Origin of the sequence: Bradyrhizobium sp. SPXBL-02 (assembly GCF_051853065.1) — a bacterium.
Lineage (GTDB): Bacteria > Pseudomonadota > Alphaproteobacteria > Rhizobiales > Xanthobacteraceae > Bradyrhizobium.
Genome location: NZ_CP182474.1, coordinates 455707 through 471372 on the forward strand (window position 1 = coordinate 455707; position 15666 = coordinate 471372).

Consider the following 15666-nt stretch of genomic DNA (forward strand, 5'->3'; position numbering starts at 1 on the left):
GTCGTCAAATTGCTCTGTCGCTGATCCGGCGGAGCGAAAAGGGCGGCGCCGATGCGGCTAGCTTTTGCAGCAGGACGGTGGCCGGCGCAAGGCAGCGGAGCCGGTAAATAGGCCTAACGGCGCCCTTGTCGGCCGAGGCTCGGGCAGTCTATGCCTCGAACAATCAATAACGAGGGAGGATTGTCGTGGACCGACGCAGCTTCATCGCCGGAGGCCTCTCGCTGCCCTTGCTGGCGCAGGCCAGTGGCGCACATGCTCAATCCGGTCCGCTGACGCGCATCATCTTTCCGTTCGCGGCAGGCGGCAGCGGTGATGCCTTGTGTCGTCTCATTGCCGAGCAATTCAGCGCCCCGCTTGGGCGAACCATGATCGTCGAGAATCGTACCGGTGGCGACGGATTGATCGGAATCAGGGCCGTGAAGGGCGCAAGCTCCGACGGCAATACAATCTTGGTGACGACCGGTCCGACCATGTACCTGCTGCCGATGGTGGAGAATCAACCGAGCTTCGACGCGGCCAGGGATTTCGTCCCCGTGTCGCAACTCGTTCGCTTCGAGTTTGCCGTCGTTGCAAGTCCCGCGATCGGGGTGGATAGTTTTAGTGAACTCGTCACCTGGTTGAGGGCAAATGTCGCGAAGGCCACCTATGGGACACCAGGCAGCGGCAACATCCCGCACTTCCTCGGATGGCGACTTGAACAGATCCTTGGTCTTTCAGTGACCCGGGTGCCCTATCGCGGGAGCGCGCTCGTCATGAATGATCTCATCGCCGGCCATCTGCCGTTCGGCATCACCACGGTATCCGATGCGATCACGCAGCATCGTGCTAACGGCGTGAGGATCCTCGCGATTGCAAGCGCAGAGCGCTCGCCGTTCGTCCCCGATGTGCCGACGCTGAAGGAAAGCGGCATCGATCTCGTTGCCGACGGCTGGTACGGCATGTGGCTCCCCGCCGGCAGCCCGCCCGATTTTGCCGAAAAGCTCAGCGCAGCCGCGGTCGCGGCGCTCGCCAAGCCCGAGGTGAAGGAGAAGCTGATGGCGATCGGGTTGATACCGGTCGGCTCGACGCCGGAGGGATTGACGAAGGAGCTCGCCGCGAACACCGCGCTGTGGCAGCCGATCGTGAAGGCGACCGGATACAAGATCGAGAATTGAGGTCTCTCCTCCCGTCATTGCGAGCGCAGCGAAGCAATCCAGAGTCCCTCCGCGGAGGCAGTCTGGATTGCTTCGCTGCGCTCGCAATGACGGGGAGGGACGGAGTTCTACATCTTCGTGCGCTGCGCTATCCCGTCCTTGATCGCCGTGAGTTCGGCTTCATCCCAAATGCCGATCAAAACGCCGTTCTTCACCTGCAGCTGATTATCCGCATAGGCGGCGATCTTCTCGCGCGGCGTGGTGATGTGGTCGTTCGGATGCAGCGCCCAGTCGAACAGCTCGGCCTGCAGCCGCGCGATGATGCCGGCGCAACCAGGATCGTCGCCGCGATCGACGTATTCGTCCGGATCGGTTTCGAGGTCGTACAGCATCGGACGGAAGCCGGAGGCGTGGATGTATTTCCAGCGGCCGTCGAACACCATGAACAGGCGGCAGCGCTCGATCGGCTGGTTCAGCTTCAGCCGCACGTCCTGCATGGAATAGTCGTATTCGGAGAAAGCGACCTGGCGCCAATCCGGCGGCGTCGGCCCGCGCAACAACGGCAGCAGCGAGCGTCCTTCGAGAATGTGGCCCGGCACCTTGCCGCCGAAATAATCGACGAAGGTCGGCGCGAGATCGATACCCTCGACCAGCGCATCGCAGCGTGTGCGGCGCGTGGCGTCGGCCTCCTGCGAGGGATCGATGATGATCAGCGGAATCTTTGCCGACTGCTCGTGGAACAGATCCTTCTCGCCCATCCAGTGATCACCGAGATAATCGCCGTGATCGGACGTGAACACGATCATGGTGGTATCCAGCAGGCCGCGCTCACCCAAGAATTTCATCAGCACGCCCATCTGGTCGTCGATCTGGGTGATCAGGCCCATATAGGTCGGGATCACCTTTTCCCGGGCCTCATCGCGCGCCATGTTGCGGGAGTAGCGCATGTCCATATATGCGCCGAACACCGGGTGCGGATTCTGCCGCTCGCGCATAGAGCGGATCGCCGGGATCATGTCATCGGTCGAATACATGCTGGCATAGGGCTCGGGCGCGATATAGGGCCAGTGCGGCTTGATGTAGGACAGATGCAGGCACCACGGCCGGCCGTCGGTCTCGGCCTCGCCGATGAAGTCCATCGCGCGCCGCGTCATGTAGGGCGTCTCGGAGTGCTCATCGGGCACGCGCGCGGCCTTGTCGGCGTGCACCAGCAGCCAGCCGTTCTGCAAGCTACCATCCTCGGCAGCGCCGGAATTGGCCCAGTGCTCCCAGGGATTGGTGGCTTCAAAGCCGTGCTTTCGCAGATATTCGTCGTATTTGGGCCGTGGCCGTCCGGTCGGGTGCAAGCCGTCGTCGCGCTCATACGGCTCGAAGCCGCATTCGGCGACATGCACGCCGATCATCGATTCCGGGGGAATGCCGAGCGCCTTCATGCCTTCGATGTCAGGCGCCATGTGGGTCTTGCCGACCAGCACGTTGCGCACGCCGATTGTCTTGAGGTGATCACCGAGCGTGGGCTCACCGACCCGAAGCGGCCAGCCGTTCCAGTGCGAGCCGTGCGATCGCATGTAGCGGCCGGTGTAGAACGACATCCGCGACGGGCCGCAGATCGGCGATTGCACATAGGCCTTCGTAAACAGCACGCCGCGCTTGGCCATGGCGTCGATGTTGGGCGTCTTCAGCGTGGGATGGCCGGTGCAGCCGAGATAATCATAGCGAAGCTGGTCGCACATGATCCAGAGAACGTTCTTCGCGCGCGCCATGAATTATCCCTGCCGTTTCTTGATCGTTCGATGCTGCGATATTGCGCGCGCCAAGACAAGCCGGTGATGCGCGCGCTCGCAGCGATACACTCCGCTGTCGTCCCCGCGAAGGCGGGGACCCATAACCACAGGGAGTTGTTTGGCGAAGATTCGTCGGTCGGCACTACGACCATTCGCAAAAGATAGATCACGCGGTATGGGTCCCCGCCTTCGCGGGGACGACGGTGGGGAGAGAGTTTAGGCCGACCACGGCTCCGCTTCGGCCGCGCTCTTCGCCTTCGCAGACACCGGGCTCTCGCCGATCACATCGGCCAGCGCGCGCAACGCTTCCTTGACGCCCTGGCCGGTGGCGCCGGAAATCAGCAGCGGCGTCTTCTTGGCGGCGCGCTTCAGCCGGTCCTTCTGCTTCTTCAGTTCGTCCGGCTCGACAGCATCGATCTTGTTCAGCGCGACGATCTCGATCTTGTCGGTGAGCTGGCCGCCATAGGCATCGAGCTCCTTGCGTACCGTCTTGTACGCCTTGCCGGCATGCTCGCAGGTGGCATCGATCAGGTGCAAGAGCACGCGGCAGCGCTCGACATGGCCGAGGAAGCGGTCGCCGAGGCCGGTGCCTTCATGCGCGCCTTCGATCAGGCCGGGAATGTCGGCGAGCACGAACTCGCGTCCGTCGGCATTCACGACGCCGAGCTGCGGATGCAGCGTGGTGAAGGGGTAGTCGGCGATCTTCGGCCGCGCCGCGCTGACCTTCGACAGGAAGGTCGATTTGCCGGCATTGGGCATGCCGACCAGGCCGGCATCGGCGATCAGTTTCAGCCGCAGCCAGATCCAGCGCTCCTCGCCGGGCTGGCCGGGATTGGCGTTGCGCGGGGCGCGGTTGGTCGACGATTTGAAATGCGCATTGCCGAAGCCGCCATTGCCGCCCTCGGCCAGCACGAATTTCTCGCCGACCTTGGTGAAATCGTGGATCAGCGTCTCGCGGTCCTCGTCGAAGATCTGCGTGCCCACGGGAACCTTCAGCACGATGTTCTTGCCGTTGGCGCCATGGCGATCCGAGCCCATGCCGTTCTCGCCCTTCTGGGCCTTGAAGTGCTGCTGGTAGCGGTAGTCGATCAGCGTGTTCAGGCCGTCGGCGACCTCGATGATGACATTGCCGCCGCGGCCGCCATTGCCGCCGGAGGGACCGCCGAATTCGATGAACTTCTCGCGGCGGAACGCCACGCAGCCGTTCCCGCCGTCACCGGAGCGGATATAGACCTTTGCTTCGTCGAGGAATTTCATGGGCCATAGGTAGGCCAGCCGGCCCCCTCCGGCAACCCGAACACCCTGCGAATCGGCCGAATTTCTGGCGATTCTGCCCCTTGCTTAACCGGCCGGCCGCCGCCGGATCAGGAATTTCTGCAATCCCTCCAGCACCAGCTCCTTGCGCTGGTTGAACACGGTGCTGCGAAGCACCACCGTGCCGGTGGTGCGCCCCGGCACCAGCTCGGTGACCTCGAGCGCCGGATAGAGGGTGTCGTCGGCGAACACGGGTTTCAGAAAGCGGCTCGATTGCTCGAGGAAGCCGACCAGCGATTCCTCGACCAGGAACGGAAACAGGCCGGCGCCAGGCGCGGTGTGGATCAGGGTCTGGAAGCCGTGGGCGAGCAGATGCGGCATGCCGCGGCTGCGGCAATATTCCACGTCATAGTGCACGGGATGGGTGTCGCCGCTCGCGGTCTGGAATGCGGCGAACACAGCCGAGGTCTGGGTGCGGCTCGGCAGCACGAAGCGTTCGCCGACGACGAAATCCTCAAACCAGCGTTGCGTCGGGATCATGCGATGCCGGGCCGGATCGAAATCGGTCATGGCTTGGCTCTCTTCTTGGCTCTTTCGTCGATGTGCCCTGTATCGCTACCGCGATGCGAAGAGTGCGACAATCCGTTCAATTCGGCGGTAGCGGGCTTGTCCCGGCGGCTCACGTCATTAAAACGACCGCAAGCGACTGTGGTCGCCATGATTCCGCGCTCTCTCCTTGTCATTGCGAGGAGCGAAGCGACGAAGCAATCCAGACTGCCGCTGCGGAGACAGTCTGGATTGCTTCGCTTCGCTCGCAATGACGCTTCCCACGAACGACCGCAATGCCCCTGTTCAAGAATGTCTCCGCCTATGACGATCGCTCCGCGCGCCTGGCCGGCATCGGGCTCATGGTGCTGTCGATCTTCATGTTCTCGTTTGGCGATGCCATGGGCAAGTTCCTGGTCGGGACCTATTCGGTGGGGCAACTCCTGTTCCTGCGCGCCTGCGCGGCGCTGTTGCTGCTGTCGCCCCTGATCTGGAAGCAGCGCGACCTGTTCCTGCATCTGGAGCGGCCGGGCCTGCAGCTGGTTCGCGTCGTGTTGTCGACGCTGGAAGTCGCGGCCTTCTTTCTCGCAACCGTCTATCTGCCGCTCGCCGACGTCATCACCTATTATCTCGCAGGTCCGATCTTCGTCACCGCAATGTCGGCGATCTTTCTGGGCGAGAAGGTCGGCTGGCGGCGCTGGACCGCGATCCTGATCGGCTTCTGCGGCGTCTTGATCGCGCTGCGGCCGTCGGCGCAGACGGTCAGCCTGCCGGCGCTGATCGCGCTCGGCGGCAGCCTCTCCTTCGCAACCCTGATGCTGATCACGCGCAGCCTGCGCAAGACTCCCGACATCGTGATGGCGTCCTCGCAATTCATCGGCACGTTTTCGCTGGGGGCGGTGCTGTCGGCGTTCCACTGGGTGCCGCCGACCCCTGGCAGCCTCGTGATCTTCGCGCTTGCCGGATGCGTCTCGGTGACCGCGCTGTTCTGCGTCAACCGCTCGCTCAAGCTCGCGCCGGCCAGCGTCGTGGTGCCCTATCAATATTCGATGATCGTCTGGGCGGTGATCTTCGGCTTCGTCGTGTTCGGCGACGTGCCACAGGTCGCAACACTCGTCGGCGCCGCCATCATCATCGGCGCCGGGTTCTATATCTATCTGCGCGAGCGCGATTTGGGGCGTCCCGGCGACGAAGTGAATCCGCCGGCGTAACTCTTACCCTCCCCTGGAGGGGGAGGGTCGATCGCGCGAAGCGCGAGCGGGGTGGGGTGATCTCTCCACTCGGGGACTGCTTCCGCTGAGAGACTGTCACCCCACCCCGTCTCACATTTCGCTGCGCTCAATGTGAGCCGACCCTCCCCCTCCAGGGGAGGGTAAGCTACCGCACCCGTCTCGCACTGCTCCAGCTCTTCAGCGAGGCCCACACGCCGCGTGAGAGGCGGAAGCAATCGACGGGCGTCGAGGAGCCCAGCGCCAGGAAGCGGTGCAGCTGCACGCCGCTCCATTGGAAGCCGCACTTCTCCAGCACCTTGCGCGAGGCCGGATTGGTGACGCGCGCGCCGGCGTAGAGATGCTCGTCCTCGAACTCCTCGAAGAAGAAGTCGATCGCGCCGCGCGCGGCCTCGGTGGCAAAGCCCTGGCCCCAATGCTCGACGCCGAGCCAATAGCCGAGCTCGGCATTGCCGGGCCTGGAGCAATCGATGCCGACCATGCCAACCGGCCCGCTATCGTGCTCGATCAGGAACACGGTCTCAGCTCCGAGCTCGGCGGTGGCGCGGATGAAGTCGGCGGCGTCGTCCTGCGAATAGGGATGCGGCAGGCGGCGCGTGTTCTCGGCGACACGGCGGTCGTTGGCGAGCCGGGCGATGGTCCTGACGTCGGCCAGCGTCGGCCGCCGCAAGGTCAGCCGCTCGGTGGCGACGACGCTGGGTCTCGCCTCGGCCAAGGTCACGCTCGAAAAATCCTGCAACATGTCCGGCTCCGTGAAAGTCACTAATTCAAAGTGAGCAACGAAAAGGGGAGGCCGGTTTCCCGCCTCCCCTTGGAGCCTTCGATCTGTTGGGATCTTCAGGACTCCGCCGGTTCAGTCGGGACCGGCGGACTCCGTTTTTGTCCACCGTCTATTCAGCAGCCTCGGCAATCGGAAGCACCGATACGAAGGTGCGGCCGTTGGCTTTGGCCTGGAACGCAACGCGGCCCTCGATCTTGGCGAACAGAGTATGATCCGTGCCCATGCCGACATTGAGGCCGGGATGCCACGTGGTGCCGCGCTGACGCGCAATGATGTTGCCGGGCGTGACGATCTCGCCGCCGAACGCCTTGATACCGAGGCGCTTGCCCTTGGAATCGCGACCGTTGCGCGATGAACCGCCTGCTTTTTTGTGAGCCATGGCTCGTCTCCGAAATCCTGCGTAGTTCTAGGTCAATTCCTTGACGGAATCATTTCAAAATTTCTCACGCTTCAATTCGTGAATTGGCGTGATCGATTTCCGTTACTCGGCGGCTTCCGCTGCCGGCGCCACCTTCTCCTTCTTCGGACGCGGGCCCTTGGTGGGCTTGGCGCCGTCGGTCAGGATCTCGCTGATGCGCAGCACGGTGATCTCGTCGCGGTAGCCGCGCTTGCGGCGCGAATTCTTGCGGCGGCGCTTCTTGAAGGCGATGACCTTGGGGCCGCGCTTGTGGTCGAGCACCTCGACCGCGACGGACGCGCCTGCCACCGTCGGAACGCCCAGCACCGGCGTGTCGCCGCCGACCACCAGAACTTCATTCAACTGCACGATCGAGCCGACTTCGCCTTCGATCTTGCCAACTTCGAGAACATCATCCGGCACGACGCGGTATTGCTTGCCGCCGGTTTTGATGACTGCGAACATCGTTCTTTCTCCGTGTTCAATCCCGGCCTCGGGACGTCTTCGTCCGGGTCGGCTTTTTGTCAGTCGCTATGGGTTTATCTGCGTTTTGCGCGGGTGGGTTTTATCCCTTTGAAAACCCACGCAAAAACAAGCGGCGCGAGAAACGCCCCGCGCCGGCTGTGGGACTTATAGCCGCGATCCGCCCAGAGTCAAGGAAAAGCAGGCGAAAACCGCCCGGATTTGAAGGATTTGGCGAGAGTTGCAGCGCGTGGGCTGAATCTGCCGCCGGCTTGCAACCAACGGGTTCCCACCCCGTTGTGTCCTCGCAAATTGGACACGCGGGCAAGGGCTTATCATGGCGACGGACGAACTGGTCAAGACGACGGGCATCGCCCAGCACGGGGCGAGCCGCCTGCCGTCGGTCGATGTCGACAGCTTCAACATCGAGATCAAGGACGAGGACGGGTTTCTCGGCGACCGCGCCTCTAAGGGCGCCTTTCGCGAGATCCTCGAAGAATGGCGCAAACCCTTACGCAAGAGCGGCGAGGATCCGTTCGGCGACGAGCCCTCCGACAAGATCAGCAAGAAGCTCCTCGATGCCGTTCTGGTCGGCGACGACACCGAGGCCACCGCCGTCGTGCACAGCGCGATCGAGGACTTCGCGCAGGAGCTCGCTTATGTCACGCGGCGATTCCTCAAGACCAAGGCCTGGGCCAAGACCGAATGCATCGTGGTCGGGGGCGGCTTTCGCGCCTCTAGGCTCGGCGAGATCGCCATTGCCCGGGCCGAGATCATCCTGAAATCGGAGGGCTTCAAGGTCGACCTGGTGCCGATCCGCTTCGACCCTGACGATGCCGGCCTGATCGGAGCCTTGCACCTCGCGCCGTCCTGGATCTTCGAGGCCTATGACAGCATTCTCGCCGTCGATATCGGCGGCACCAACATCCGCTGCGGCATCGTCGAGACCCGCTGGAAGAAGGCGCCCGATCTGTCCAAGGCGATCGTCTTCAAGTCCGAACTGTGGCGCCATGCCGACGACGAGCCGAGCCGCGAAGCCGCCGTGAAGCGGCTGGTCAAGATGCTGCAAGGCCTGGTCGAGGACGCCGCGGCCGAAGGCTTCAAGCTCGCACCCTTCATCGGCATCGCCTGTCCCGGCGTGATCAACGCGGACGGCTCGATCGAGAAGGGCGCGCAGAACCTGCCCGGCAATTGGGAGAGCAGCAAGTTCAACCTGCCGGCGAGCCTGGTCGAGGCCATTCCGCAGATCGGCGACCACGACACCGCGATCCTGATGCACAATGACGGCGTCGTTCAGGGCCTGTCGGAAGTGCCGTTCATGCAGCATGTCCAGCGTTGGGGCGTGCTCACCATCGGCACCGGCCTCGGCAACGCGCGCTTCACCAATCGCCGCAAGGAGAACGGCAACGGCAAGGACCGGGATTCCACGGAGAGCGGGAAGAAAAAGGATAAGGACAGCAAGAAGGGCGACTGAGCGGCCAGGGTCGATCGGCCACGCGGCGCTGCCCACCTCTCCCGAAGGGAGAGGTCGAATGGCATCGAGAGATGCCGTTCGGGTGAGGGGTTTCGGTCTCGATCATGCTGACCGCATGTCCGCCCCCGGCCTTACCGCGCCCGGGTAACCTTGACCGGTTAGGTTAAGGGACGGATTGCGTTGCGGGAAACCCGCCGCCCGCTAGGGTCTAGCCGTCGCTTCCACTCGGCCGGCGAAGCCGCCCTTCACGGCCAGTATTTCAATGAGCGGCACGGGACCGCCAGTGTTTACCGCGTCTGGCGGTCCCACCTTGTTTTCCGAACATTGGCATTTGAGAGTTTTCGCTGCTGCCATCCTTCGAGACGCCCGCCTTGGGCGGGCTCCTCAGGATGAGGGCGGAGTGCGTGGCTGCAGCTTCAACGGGCACTGACGCTGATGAGCCTCATCCTGAGGAGGCGCGTAAGCGCCGTCTCGAAGGACGAGGCGTGCGCGCAGGCCGCCGCACCAGGTCCATCGCTGCCCGAGTTCGGCCTTCTTGCGCCTCAACTCCACCCCACCCGCGCAAAGAACGCCGCAATCTCGCTGGCCGCGCGATCCGGATCTTCCCGATGCGGGAAGTGGCCGACGCCGGGAAACATCTTGAGGTCGAGATCGCTGAAGGTGTCGCCCAGCCGATCGGTCCACGAATAAGGAAACAGCGGATCGTGCTCGGCCCAGCGCACGCAGGTCGGCACCGCGATCGGCGGCAGCTTGGGCGCTTCGCCCTTCATCATCGCAACCCGCCCTTCATGCGAGGCGCGGTAATGCGCAAAGCCGCCGGCGAGGTTGCCGTCCTTCAGGAAATTGTCGGTGAAGGCCTCCAGCACGTCGTCGAAGGCGCCTCTCCGGTGCGCCCAGCCCTTGAGGAAATGGCCGATATAGAGCCGGCAGCTCTCCCGGCTCGCACCAACGAGCTGTGGCGCCATCTGCATCTGGTGAAAGGACTGGTACCAGATGTGGTTGAGCCGATCGGGCGCCGCCATCCGCGGCCCGATCCCGGGATAGACGAAATCGAAGAAAAACAGCCCGGCGAATCGCGCCGGCGCCAGCCGGGCCAGCGGCTGCATGACCGCGCCGCCGACATCGTGGCCGACCACGCCGAATCGGTCGATGGCGAGCGCGTCCATCAGCGCCAGCATGTCGGCCGCGTGGCCGTCCGGCCCGTAAGGGCCATCCGGCTTGTCGCTGTCGCCGAAGCCGCGCAGGTCAGGCGCTACAAGCGTGAACCGGCCCGAAAGCCTCGATATGACCGGCTCCCAGGTCAGCCAGAATTCCGGCCAGCCATGCAGCAACAGCAGCGGTTTGCCTTTTCCGGCGCGGACCACGTGGAAATCAGCGCCGTTGGCCTTGATGGTCAGGTGCTCCATGGCGGTTCCTTTCGCGCTTAGAGGCCAATCGGACGACAAATGGGCCGACAAGGGCTGAAACAGGCAGCGGATTTTCCCCTTTCGCGCCTTGTCTGGCCCGCCATCCTCGCCTATTAACGCCCCCAACCACAGGGGCCGCAGCTCCTATATGGCGCCTTCAGGAGAGGTGGCAGAGTGGTTGAATGCACCGCACTCGAAATGCGGCATAGGTGCAAGCCTATCGGGGGTTCGAATCCCTCCCTCTCCGCCAGCTCAACGACGATCCTTCCAAATAGCTCCGCAAAATCAACCTGATGCCGGTGCCGTTCGCCCGGCCAGCACCGCCCGCGCCGTCGCCACGAAGGCCTGCGCCGCGGGCGACAGCGTTCGGCCCTGGCGCTGCAGCAGCGACACGGGTCGCGTGAGGGCGGGGCGCACGAGCGGTCTTGCGATCAGTGTCGGGAACTGGTCGGCCGGCAGCATCGTCGCGGGAAGGATCGCGAGACCGAGACCCTGCGCCGTCATGGCGAGGGCGGTGTTGATCAAGGTCACTTCATAGGTCGGATCGAGACGCTTGCCCTGCGCGCTCAGGGCCTGATCGATCTGCATGCGGATCCGCGTCTCCCGGCGCATCGCGATGGTCGGCAGTTGCGCCAGCTCGTCCCAGGTGAGGGACCGACGTGCGGCGAAGTCCGCGGTGCGGCGGCCGATCGCGCTCAGGCGGCCGCTTGTCAGCGTCTCGATCGTCATGTCCGCGAATTCGCCTTCCACGCTGCCGATCGCGAACTCGGCATCGGTCGTGCTCAGCCGTGGCACGAGATCGTCGGCGGCAACATCCCGCATGTCGATCTCGATGCCGGGATGGCTGGCGCGGAATTTCGCCAGCACCATGGGCAGCAGCGCCGATGCGGTGCCGGCCGAGGCGAGAAACGCGACCCTGCCGGCGCGGGCCTGCGCGAGGTCACGCATGCGGCGCGAGAGGCCTTGCGCATCGCTCAGCATACGTTCGGCGGCGTGGAACGCCTCGTCGGCAGCCAGCGTCGGCTGCACCAAACGCGTGGAGCGGTCGAACAGCTTGACGCCAAGCTGGGTCTCGAGCTGCTGGATCAACAGGCTCGCCGCCGATTGCGTAATGCCGAGCTCGCGGGCGGCCCGCGTGATGCTGCGCGTCCGGTACACGCCGGTGAAGGCCTGCAATTGGCGCAAGGTGACATTCATCGGAAAAGCTCATGAATTGATGAGTACTTTCCGGCTTATCTCATAAGCGGGCCTGCAATAAAATGCATGCCGTGCGGTCGGACAGAATCCGCGGCAAGGATTGGAGCGAGCATGAGAGCGCAAGTGCTGGTGGTGGGCGCCGGGCCCGTCGGATTGACTGCGGCGATGGATCTCGCCTCGCGCGGGATCGACGTCGTCGTCGCGGAGATCCGTCACGCCGGCGATCCGCCCAGCGTCAAGTGCAATCACGTGTCGGCGCGCTCGATGGAGATTTTTCGGCGGCTCGGAATTACCGCCAGGCTGCGCGATGCGGGACTTCCTTCGGACTTTCCCAACGATTGCTCCTATCGGACCACGGCGACCGGGATCGAGCTTTGCCGCATCGACATTCCCTCCCGCGCGCGCCGCTATAGCGCGACCGGCGGCCCCGACACCTGGTGGCCGACGCCCGAGCCGCCGCACCGGATCAACCAGGTCTATCTCGAGCCGATCCTGTTCAGCCATGCCGCCGCGCAGCCGCGCATCAAGATCCTGGCGCGCACCGAAATCACCGACATCGAGCAGCACGATGACCATGTCGTCGCGCTGGCGCGCGATCTCGACAGCGGACATGCGCTCCGCATCGAAGCCAGCTTCGTGATCGGCTGCGACGGCAGCCGATCCCTCGTTCGGAAAGCGATCGGTGCCAGCCTGTCCGGCACGCCGGTGATCCAGCGCGTGCAGTCGACCTTCATCGAGGCCCCGCAACTGAAGGAGTTGATGGGCGCACACAAGCCGGCCTGGATGGTGCTCGCGCTCAACCCGCGCCGCTCCGGCACCGTTGTTGCGATCGACGGTCACGACCGCTGGCTGATCCACAACCACCTGAAGCCCGACGAGCCCGAGTTCGATTCGGTCGATCGCGACTGGGCCATCCGCGCCATCCTCGGCGTCGACGAGCGCTTCGAATACCGCGTGCTCAGCAAGGAGGATTGGGTCGGACGCCGCCTCGTGGCCGATCGTTTCCGCGACCGCAGGGTCTTCATCTGCGGCGACGCCGCGCATCTGTGGATGCCCTATGCCGGCTACGGCATGAATGCGGGCATTGCGGATGCCGTCGATCTCTGCTGGCAATTGGCGGCGCATCTGAACGGCTGGGCGCCGGCTGCGATCCTCGATGCCTATGAGGCGGAGCGCCAGCCCATCACCGAGCAGGTGTCGCGCTTTGCGATGGACCATGCGATGAAGATGATGGCGCAGCGCGGCGGCGTACCTTCGGAGATCGAGGACGACACGCCGCGCGGCCACGCGGCGCGCGCGGCGCTGGCGAGAGCGGCCTACGATCTCAACGTGCAGCAATATTGCTGCGCCGGCCTCAATTTTGGCTACTATTACGATGCCTCGCCGATCATCGCATATGACGGCGAGACGCCGCCGCCCTATGCGATGGGCAGCTTCACGCCCTCCACCGTGCCGGGCGCTCGCGCGCCGCACCTGTTCCTGCGCGACGGACGCTCGCTCTACGACGCCTTCGGCCCCGGCTACACATTGCTGCGGTTCGACCCGGCCATCGATGTGACGCCGCTGCAAGACGCTGCAAAGCAGCGGGGCGTGCCGCTGGCGCTGGTCGACGTTGCGCCGGAGGAGGCGAACGGCGCCTATGCCGAGAAGCTCGTGCTGGCGCGGCCCGACCAGCACATCGCCTGGCGCGGGCAGTCCGCGCCGGAGAACCCGCTGGGCCTGCTGGCACGTATCACTGGCGCTGCGGCGTAAGACGACACCGAGCGGTCGGCTGGCGGCGCAGCTCGCCAGGTCAACTTCGAGAAGCCGAGTTCAAAAACAGGAACGCATGGAGGAGGAGAACGTGTTTCACGTCGCAAGGCGCCGCATCCTGGCCGTGTTGACGGCCGCGACTTTCGCGGTGTTGCCGCTGAAGGCAAGCCACGCCGCCTATCCCGAGCAATTGATCAAGATCATCGTGACCTTCCCGCCCGGCGGCAGCGCTGACACCGTCATCCGCGCGCTCGAGCCGCTGGTCACAGCCGAGCTCAAGCAGAGCCTGGTGATCGAGAACCGCGCCGGCGCCGGCGGCAACATCGGCATGGCCGCGGTCGCGCAGGCGAGGCCGGACGGCTACACGCTCGGCGTGGCGCCGGCAGGCGCGCTGACGGTGAATCCACACCTCAACGCCGCGATGCCGTTCGCGCTGAAGGATCTCGCGCCCATCACCCTGCTCGCGGAAATTCCCTTTGTGCTGGTCGCATCCGCGAATATCCCGGCGCGTAACACTGCGGAGACGATCGCGCTTGCCAAGGCGAGGCCGGGCGCGCTGTCCATCGGACACGGCGGCAATTCGACGGCGATGCATTTGACCGCGGCGCTGTTCACGCAGAAGACCGGAATCGCGATGGAGCTGGTCCCGTATCGCGGGACGGCGCCGGCGGCGGTCGATGTTCTCGCAGGCCATGTCCCCTTCGCGGTGCTGGATATTCCGGCATCGCGGCAGTTGATCCTCGATGGCAAGCTCAACGCCATCGGCGTTTCCTCCGCGCGCCGTCTTTCGTCCCTGCCCGATGTGCCGACGCTGGCCGAGAGCGGCATTGCGGGTTTCGAATCCGTCGGCTGGTTCGGGCTCGTTGCGCCCGCCGGCACGCCTGCGGATGTCATGGGACGGCTGAACGACGCCTTCACCAAGGCGCTGAAGGATCCTTCCGTGGCGGAGAAGATCCGGACCCTCGGCGCGGAGCCTGCGCCGACCTCGCCGGAGCAGTTCGGCCGCTTCATTGAGAGCGAGAGCACGAAATGGGGCAAGCTGATCAGCGAGGCCGGCATCAAGGCAAACTAGAGCGGGCTTGAGGGATTGCCGCGGCTCGTTCACCTCTCCCGCTTGCGGGAGAGGTCGGCGCGAAGCGCCGGGTGAGGGCTTTCTCCTCTTGGGGATTGTCCCATTGCGAAACACCCTCTCCCCAACCCTCTCCCGCAAGCGGGAGAGGGAGCGCACGTTCGTCTTTGCGGCGATCGAGCCTCATTTCACTGCCGCGCTAGCGCTTTCCGCTCGGCCGATAACGCACGTGATCGATCAGCGCGCGCAGCTTCGGCGGAAGATTCCGCCGATCCGGAAAGTAGAGGAAGAAGCCGGGGAAGAACGGGCAATATTCCTCCAGCACGGGCACCAATTCTCCTCGTTCGATATAGGATCGAAACGTTTCCTCCATGCCGAATGTCAGGCCGCCTCCCGCGCAGGCGGTCCGCACCATGACCCACATGTCGTTGGTCGTGATCCTCGGCTCCACCGCGACGTCGAACTCGCGCCCTCCTTCCGCAAATTCCCAGCGGTAGGGAGCGACGTGCGGCGCCGGCCGCCACCCGATGCAGCAATGCTGCGCAAGCTCGCGCGGATGAGAGGGGGCGCCGAACCGTTCCAGATAGGCCGGAGCGGCCACGACCAGCTGGCGCTGATCGCCCGAGACCGGCACGGCGATCATGTCCTGCTCGATCACTTCGCCGAGCCGGACGCCTGCATCAAAGCCCTCGGCCACGATGTCGAATTCGTCATCGGTCACGGTCACGTCAACCCGCACGCCGGGATTGGCGTGCGTGAATTCGGCCAGCAATGGACCGCGAATGAAACGCTCGGCGATCGATGAGACGGCGAGACGCAGCTGCCCCGTCGGCTGCGCGTCACGGTCGCGGGCGCCATTGATCGCCTGTTCGACTTCGGCGAGCGCCGGCGCCACGCGCTGATGCAAGCGCACGCCGGCTTCGGTGAGACTGACGCTGCGCGTCGTGCGCTGGACGAGAGCCACGCCCAACTGGTCTTCCATGCGTCGGACAGCTTGGCTCACGGCGGATCGTGTCACGCCGAGCCGCTCGGCGGCGCCACGGAAGCTCTTGGCTTCCGCGACCGCGATGAAAACGGCGACGAGGTTCAGGTCGGTGGTCATTGGTTAGCTAGGCTTACCACCCCAGTCATCATTGGCCAACTTCTCCCACCTCTCACCGGGGACTACCTCCGAAGCACACG

Annotated in this window: 14 protein-coding genes and 1 tRNA gene; 6 read left to right on the forward strand and 9 right to left on the reverse strand. The window is 64.5% G+C overall.

The features are described 5' to 3' along the window. Positions 1–185 precede the first annotated feature (185 nt). Positions 186–1154, forward strand: coding sequence for a Bug family tripartite tricarboxylate transporter substrate binding protein (locus tag ACNJYD_RS02155; RefSeq protein WP_439365188.1), 969 nt, complete (start codon positions 186–188; stop codon positions 1152–1154). Between the two features lie 107 nt (positions 1155–1261). Here ACNJYD_RS02155 and ACNJYD_RS02160 read toward each other — a convergent pair whose 3' ends face one another. The 3 genes from ACNJYD_RS02160 to ACNJYD_RS02170 form a co-directional block, all read right to left on the reverse strand. After that, positions 1262–2896 (reverse strand): alkaline phosphatase family protein, encoded by a 1635-nt coding sequence (locus ACNJYD_RS02160; RefSeq protein WP_439365189.1) that lies wholly within the window; start codon positions 2894–2896, stop codon positions 1262–1264. A 237-nt stretch (positions 2897–3133) separates the two neighbouring features. Further along, the gene (obgE, locus tag ACNJYD_RS02165; RefSeq protein ID WP_172788810.1) at positions 3134–4174 is read right to left on the reverse strand and encodes a GTPase ObgE; all 1041 of its coding nucleotides are present in this window, start codon (positions 4172–4174) and stop codon (positions 3134–3136) included. A gap of 84 nt (positions 4175–4258) precedes the next feature. Then, positions 4259–4741, reverse strand: coding sequence for a MaoC family dehydratase (locus ACNJYD_RS02170; RefSeq protein WP_439365190.1), 483 nt, complete (start codon positions 4739–4741; stop codon positions 4259–4261). A 272-nt stretch (positions 4742–5013) separates the two neighbouring features. Between ACNJYD_RS02170 and ACNJYD_RS02175 the strand changes: the two genes are divergently transcribed. After that, positions 5014–5928 carry a DMT family transporter gene (locus ACNJYD_RS02175; RefSeq protein WP_439365191.1) on the forward strand — a complete coding sequence of 305 codons (915 nt, stop codon included), beginning with the start codon at positions 5014–5016 and terminating at the stop codon, positions 5926–5928. 166 nt (positions 5929–6094) lie between these two features. Here the strand turns inward: ACNJYD_RS02175 and ACNJYD_RS02180 are convergent, their stop codons facing one another. From ACNJYD_RS02180 to rplU, 3 genes are all read right to left on the reverse strand, one after another. Beyond that, a complete protein-coding gene (locus tag ACNJYD_RS02180) occupies positions 6095–6688 on the reverse strand; it encodes a GNAT family N-acetyltransferase (protein WP_439365192.1) in 594 nt (197 codons plus the stop codon). Between the two features lie 148 nt (positions 6689–6836). Then, complete coding sequence (gene rpmA / locus ACNJYD_RS02185) at positions 6837–7106, reverse strand: 50S ribosomal protein L27 (protein ID WP_008538809.1); 270 nt, start codon at positions 7104–7106, stop codon at positions 6837–6839. 102 nt (positions 7107–7208) lie between these two features. Continuing rightward, positions 7209–7589: a 50S ribosomal protein L21 gene (rplU, locus tag ACNJYD_RS02190; protein ID WP_172788806.1), complete on the reverse strand. Its 381-nt coding sequence runs from the start codon at positions 7587–7589 to the stop codon at positions 7209–7211. Between the two features lie 334 nt (positions 7590–7923). Between rplU and ACNJYD_RS02195 the strand changes: the two genes are divergently transcribed. Further along, entirely contained in the window at positions 7924–9060 is a 1137-nt protein-coding gene (locus ACNJYD_RS02195; protein ID WP_439365193.1) for an ROK family protein, read from the forward strand. Between the two features lie 542 nt (positions 9061–9602). On the opposite strand, the gene ACNJYD_RS02200 is transcribed toward ACNJYD_RS02195, so the two are convergent. After that, positions 9603–10466, reverse strand: coding sequence for an alpha/beta fold hydrolase (locus tag ACNJYD_RS02200; RefSeq protein WP_439365194.1), 864 nt, complete (start codon positions 10464–10466; stop codon positions 9603–9605). Between the two features lie 160 nt (positions 10467–10626). Between ACNJYD_RS02200 and ACNJYD_RS02205 the strand changes: the two genes are divergently transcribed. Continuing rightward, positions 10627–10716, forward strand: a tRNA-Ser gene (locus tag ACNJYD_RS02205). 35 nt (positions 10717–10751) lie between these two features. Here ACNJYD_RS02205 and ACNJYD_RS02210 read toward each other — a convergent pair. After that, on the reverse strand, positions 10752–11663 hold the full coding sequence (locus ACNJYD_RS02210) for a LysR family transcriptional regulator (protein WP_439365195.1): 912 nt from the start codon (positions 11661–11663) through the stop codon (positions 10752–10754). Positions 11664–11774: 111 nt separating this feature from the next. Between ACNJYD_RS02210 and ACNJYD_RS02215 the strand changes: the two genes are divergently transcribed. Beyond that, the gene (locus ACNJYD_RS02215; RefSeq protein WP_439365196.1) at positions 11775–13415 is read left to right on the forward strand and encodes an FAD-dependent oxidoreductase; all 1641 of its coding nucleotides are present in this window, start codon (positions 11775–11777) and stop codon (positions 13413–13415) included. Between the two features lie 91 nt (positions 13416–13506). Continuing rightward, positions 13507–14487 (forward strand): Bug family tripartite tricarboxylate transporter substrate binding protein, encoded by a 981-nt coding sequence (locus ACNJYD_RS02220; RefSeq protein ID WP_439365197.1) that lies wholly within the window; start codon positions 13507–13509, stop codon positions 14485–14487. A gap of 196 nt (positions 14488–14683) precedes the next feature. Here the strand turns inward: ACNJYD_RS02220 and ACNJYD_RS02225 are convergent, their stop codons facing one another. Continuing rightward, a complete protein-coding gene (locus tag ACNJYD_RS02225) occupies positions 14684–15586 on the reverse strand; it encodes a LysR family transcriptional regulator (protein ID WP_172788800.1) in 903 nt (300 codons plus the stop codon). Positions 15587–15666: the final 80 nt, after the last annotated feature.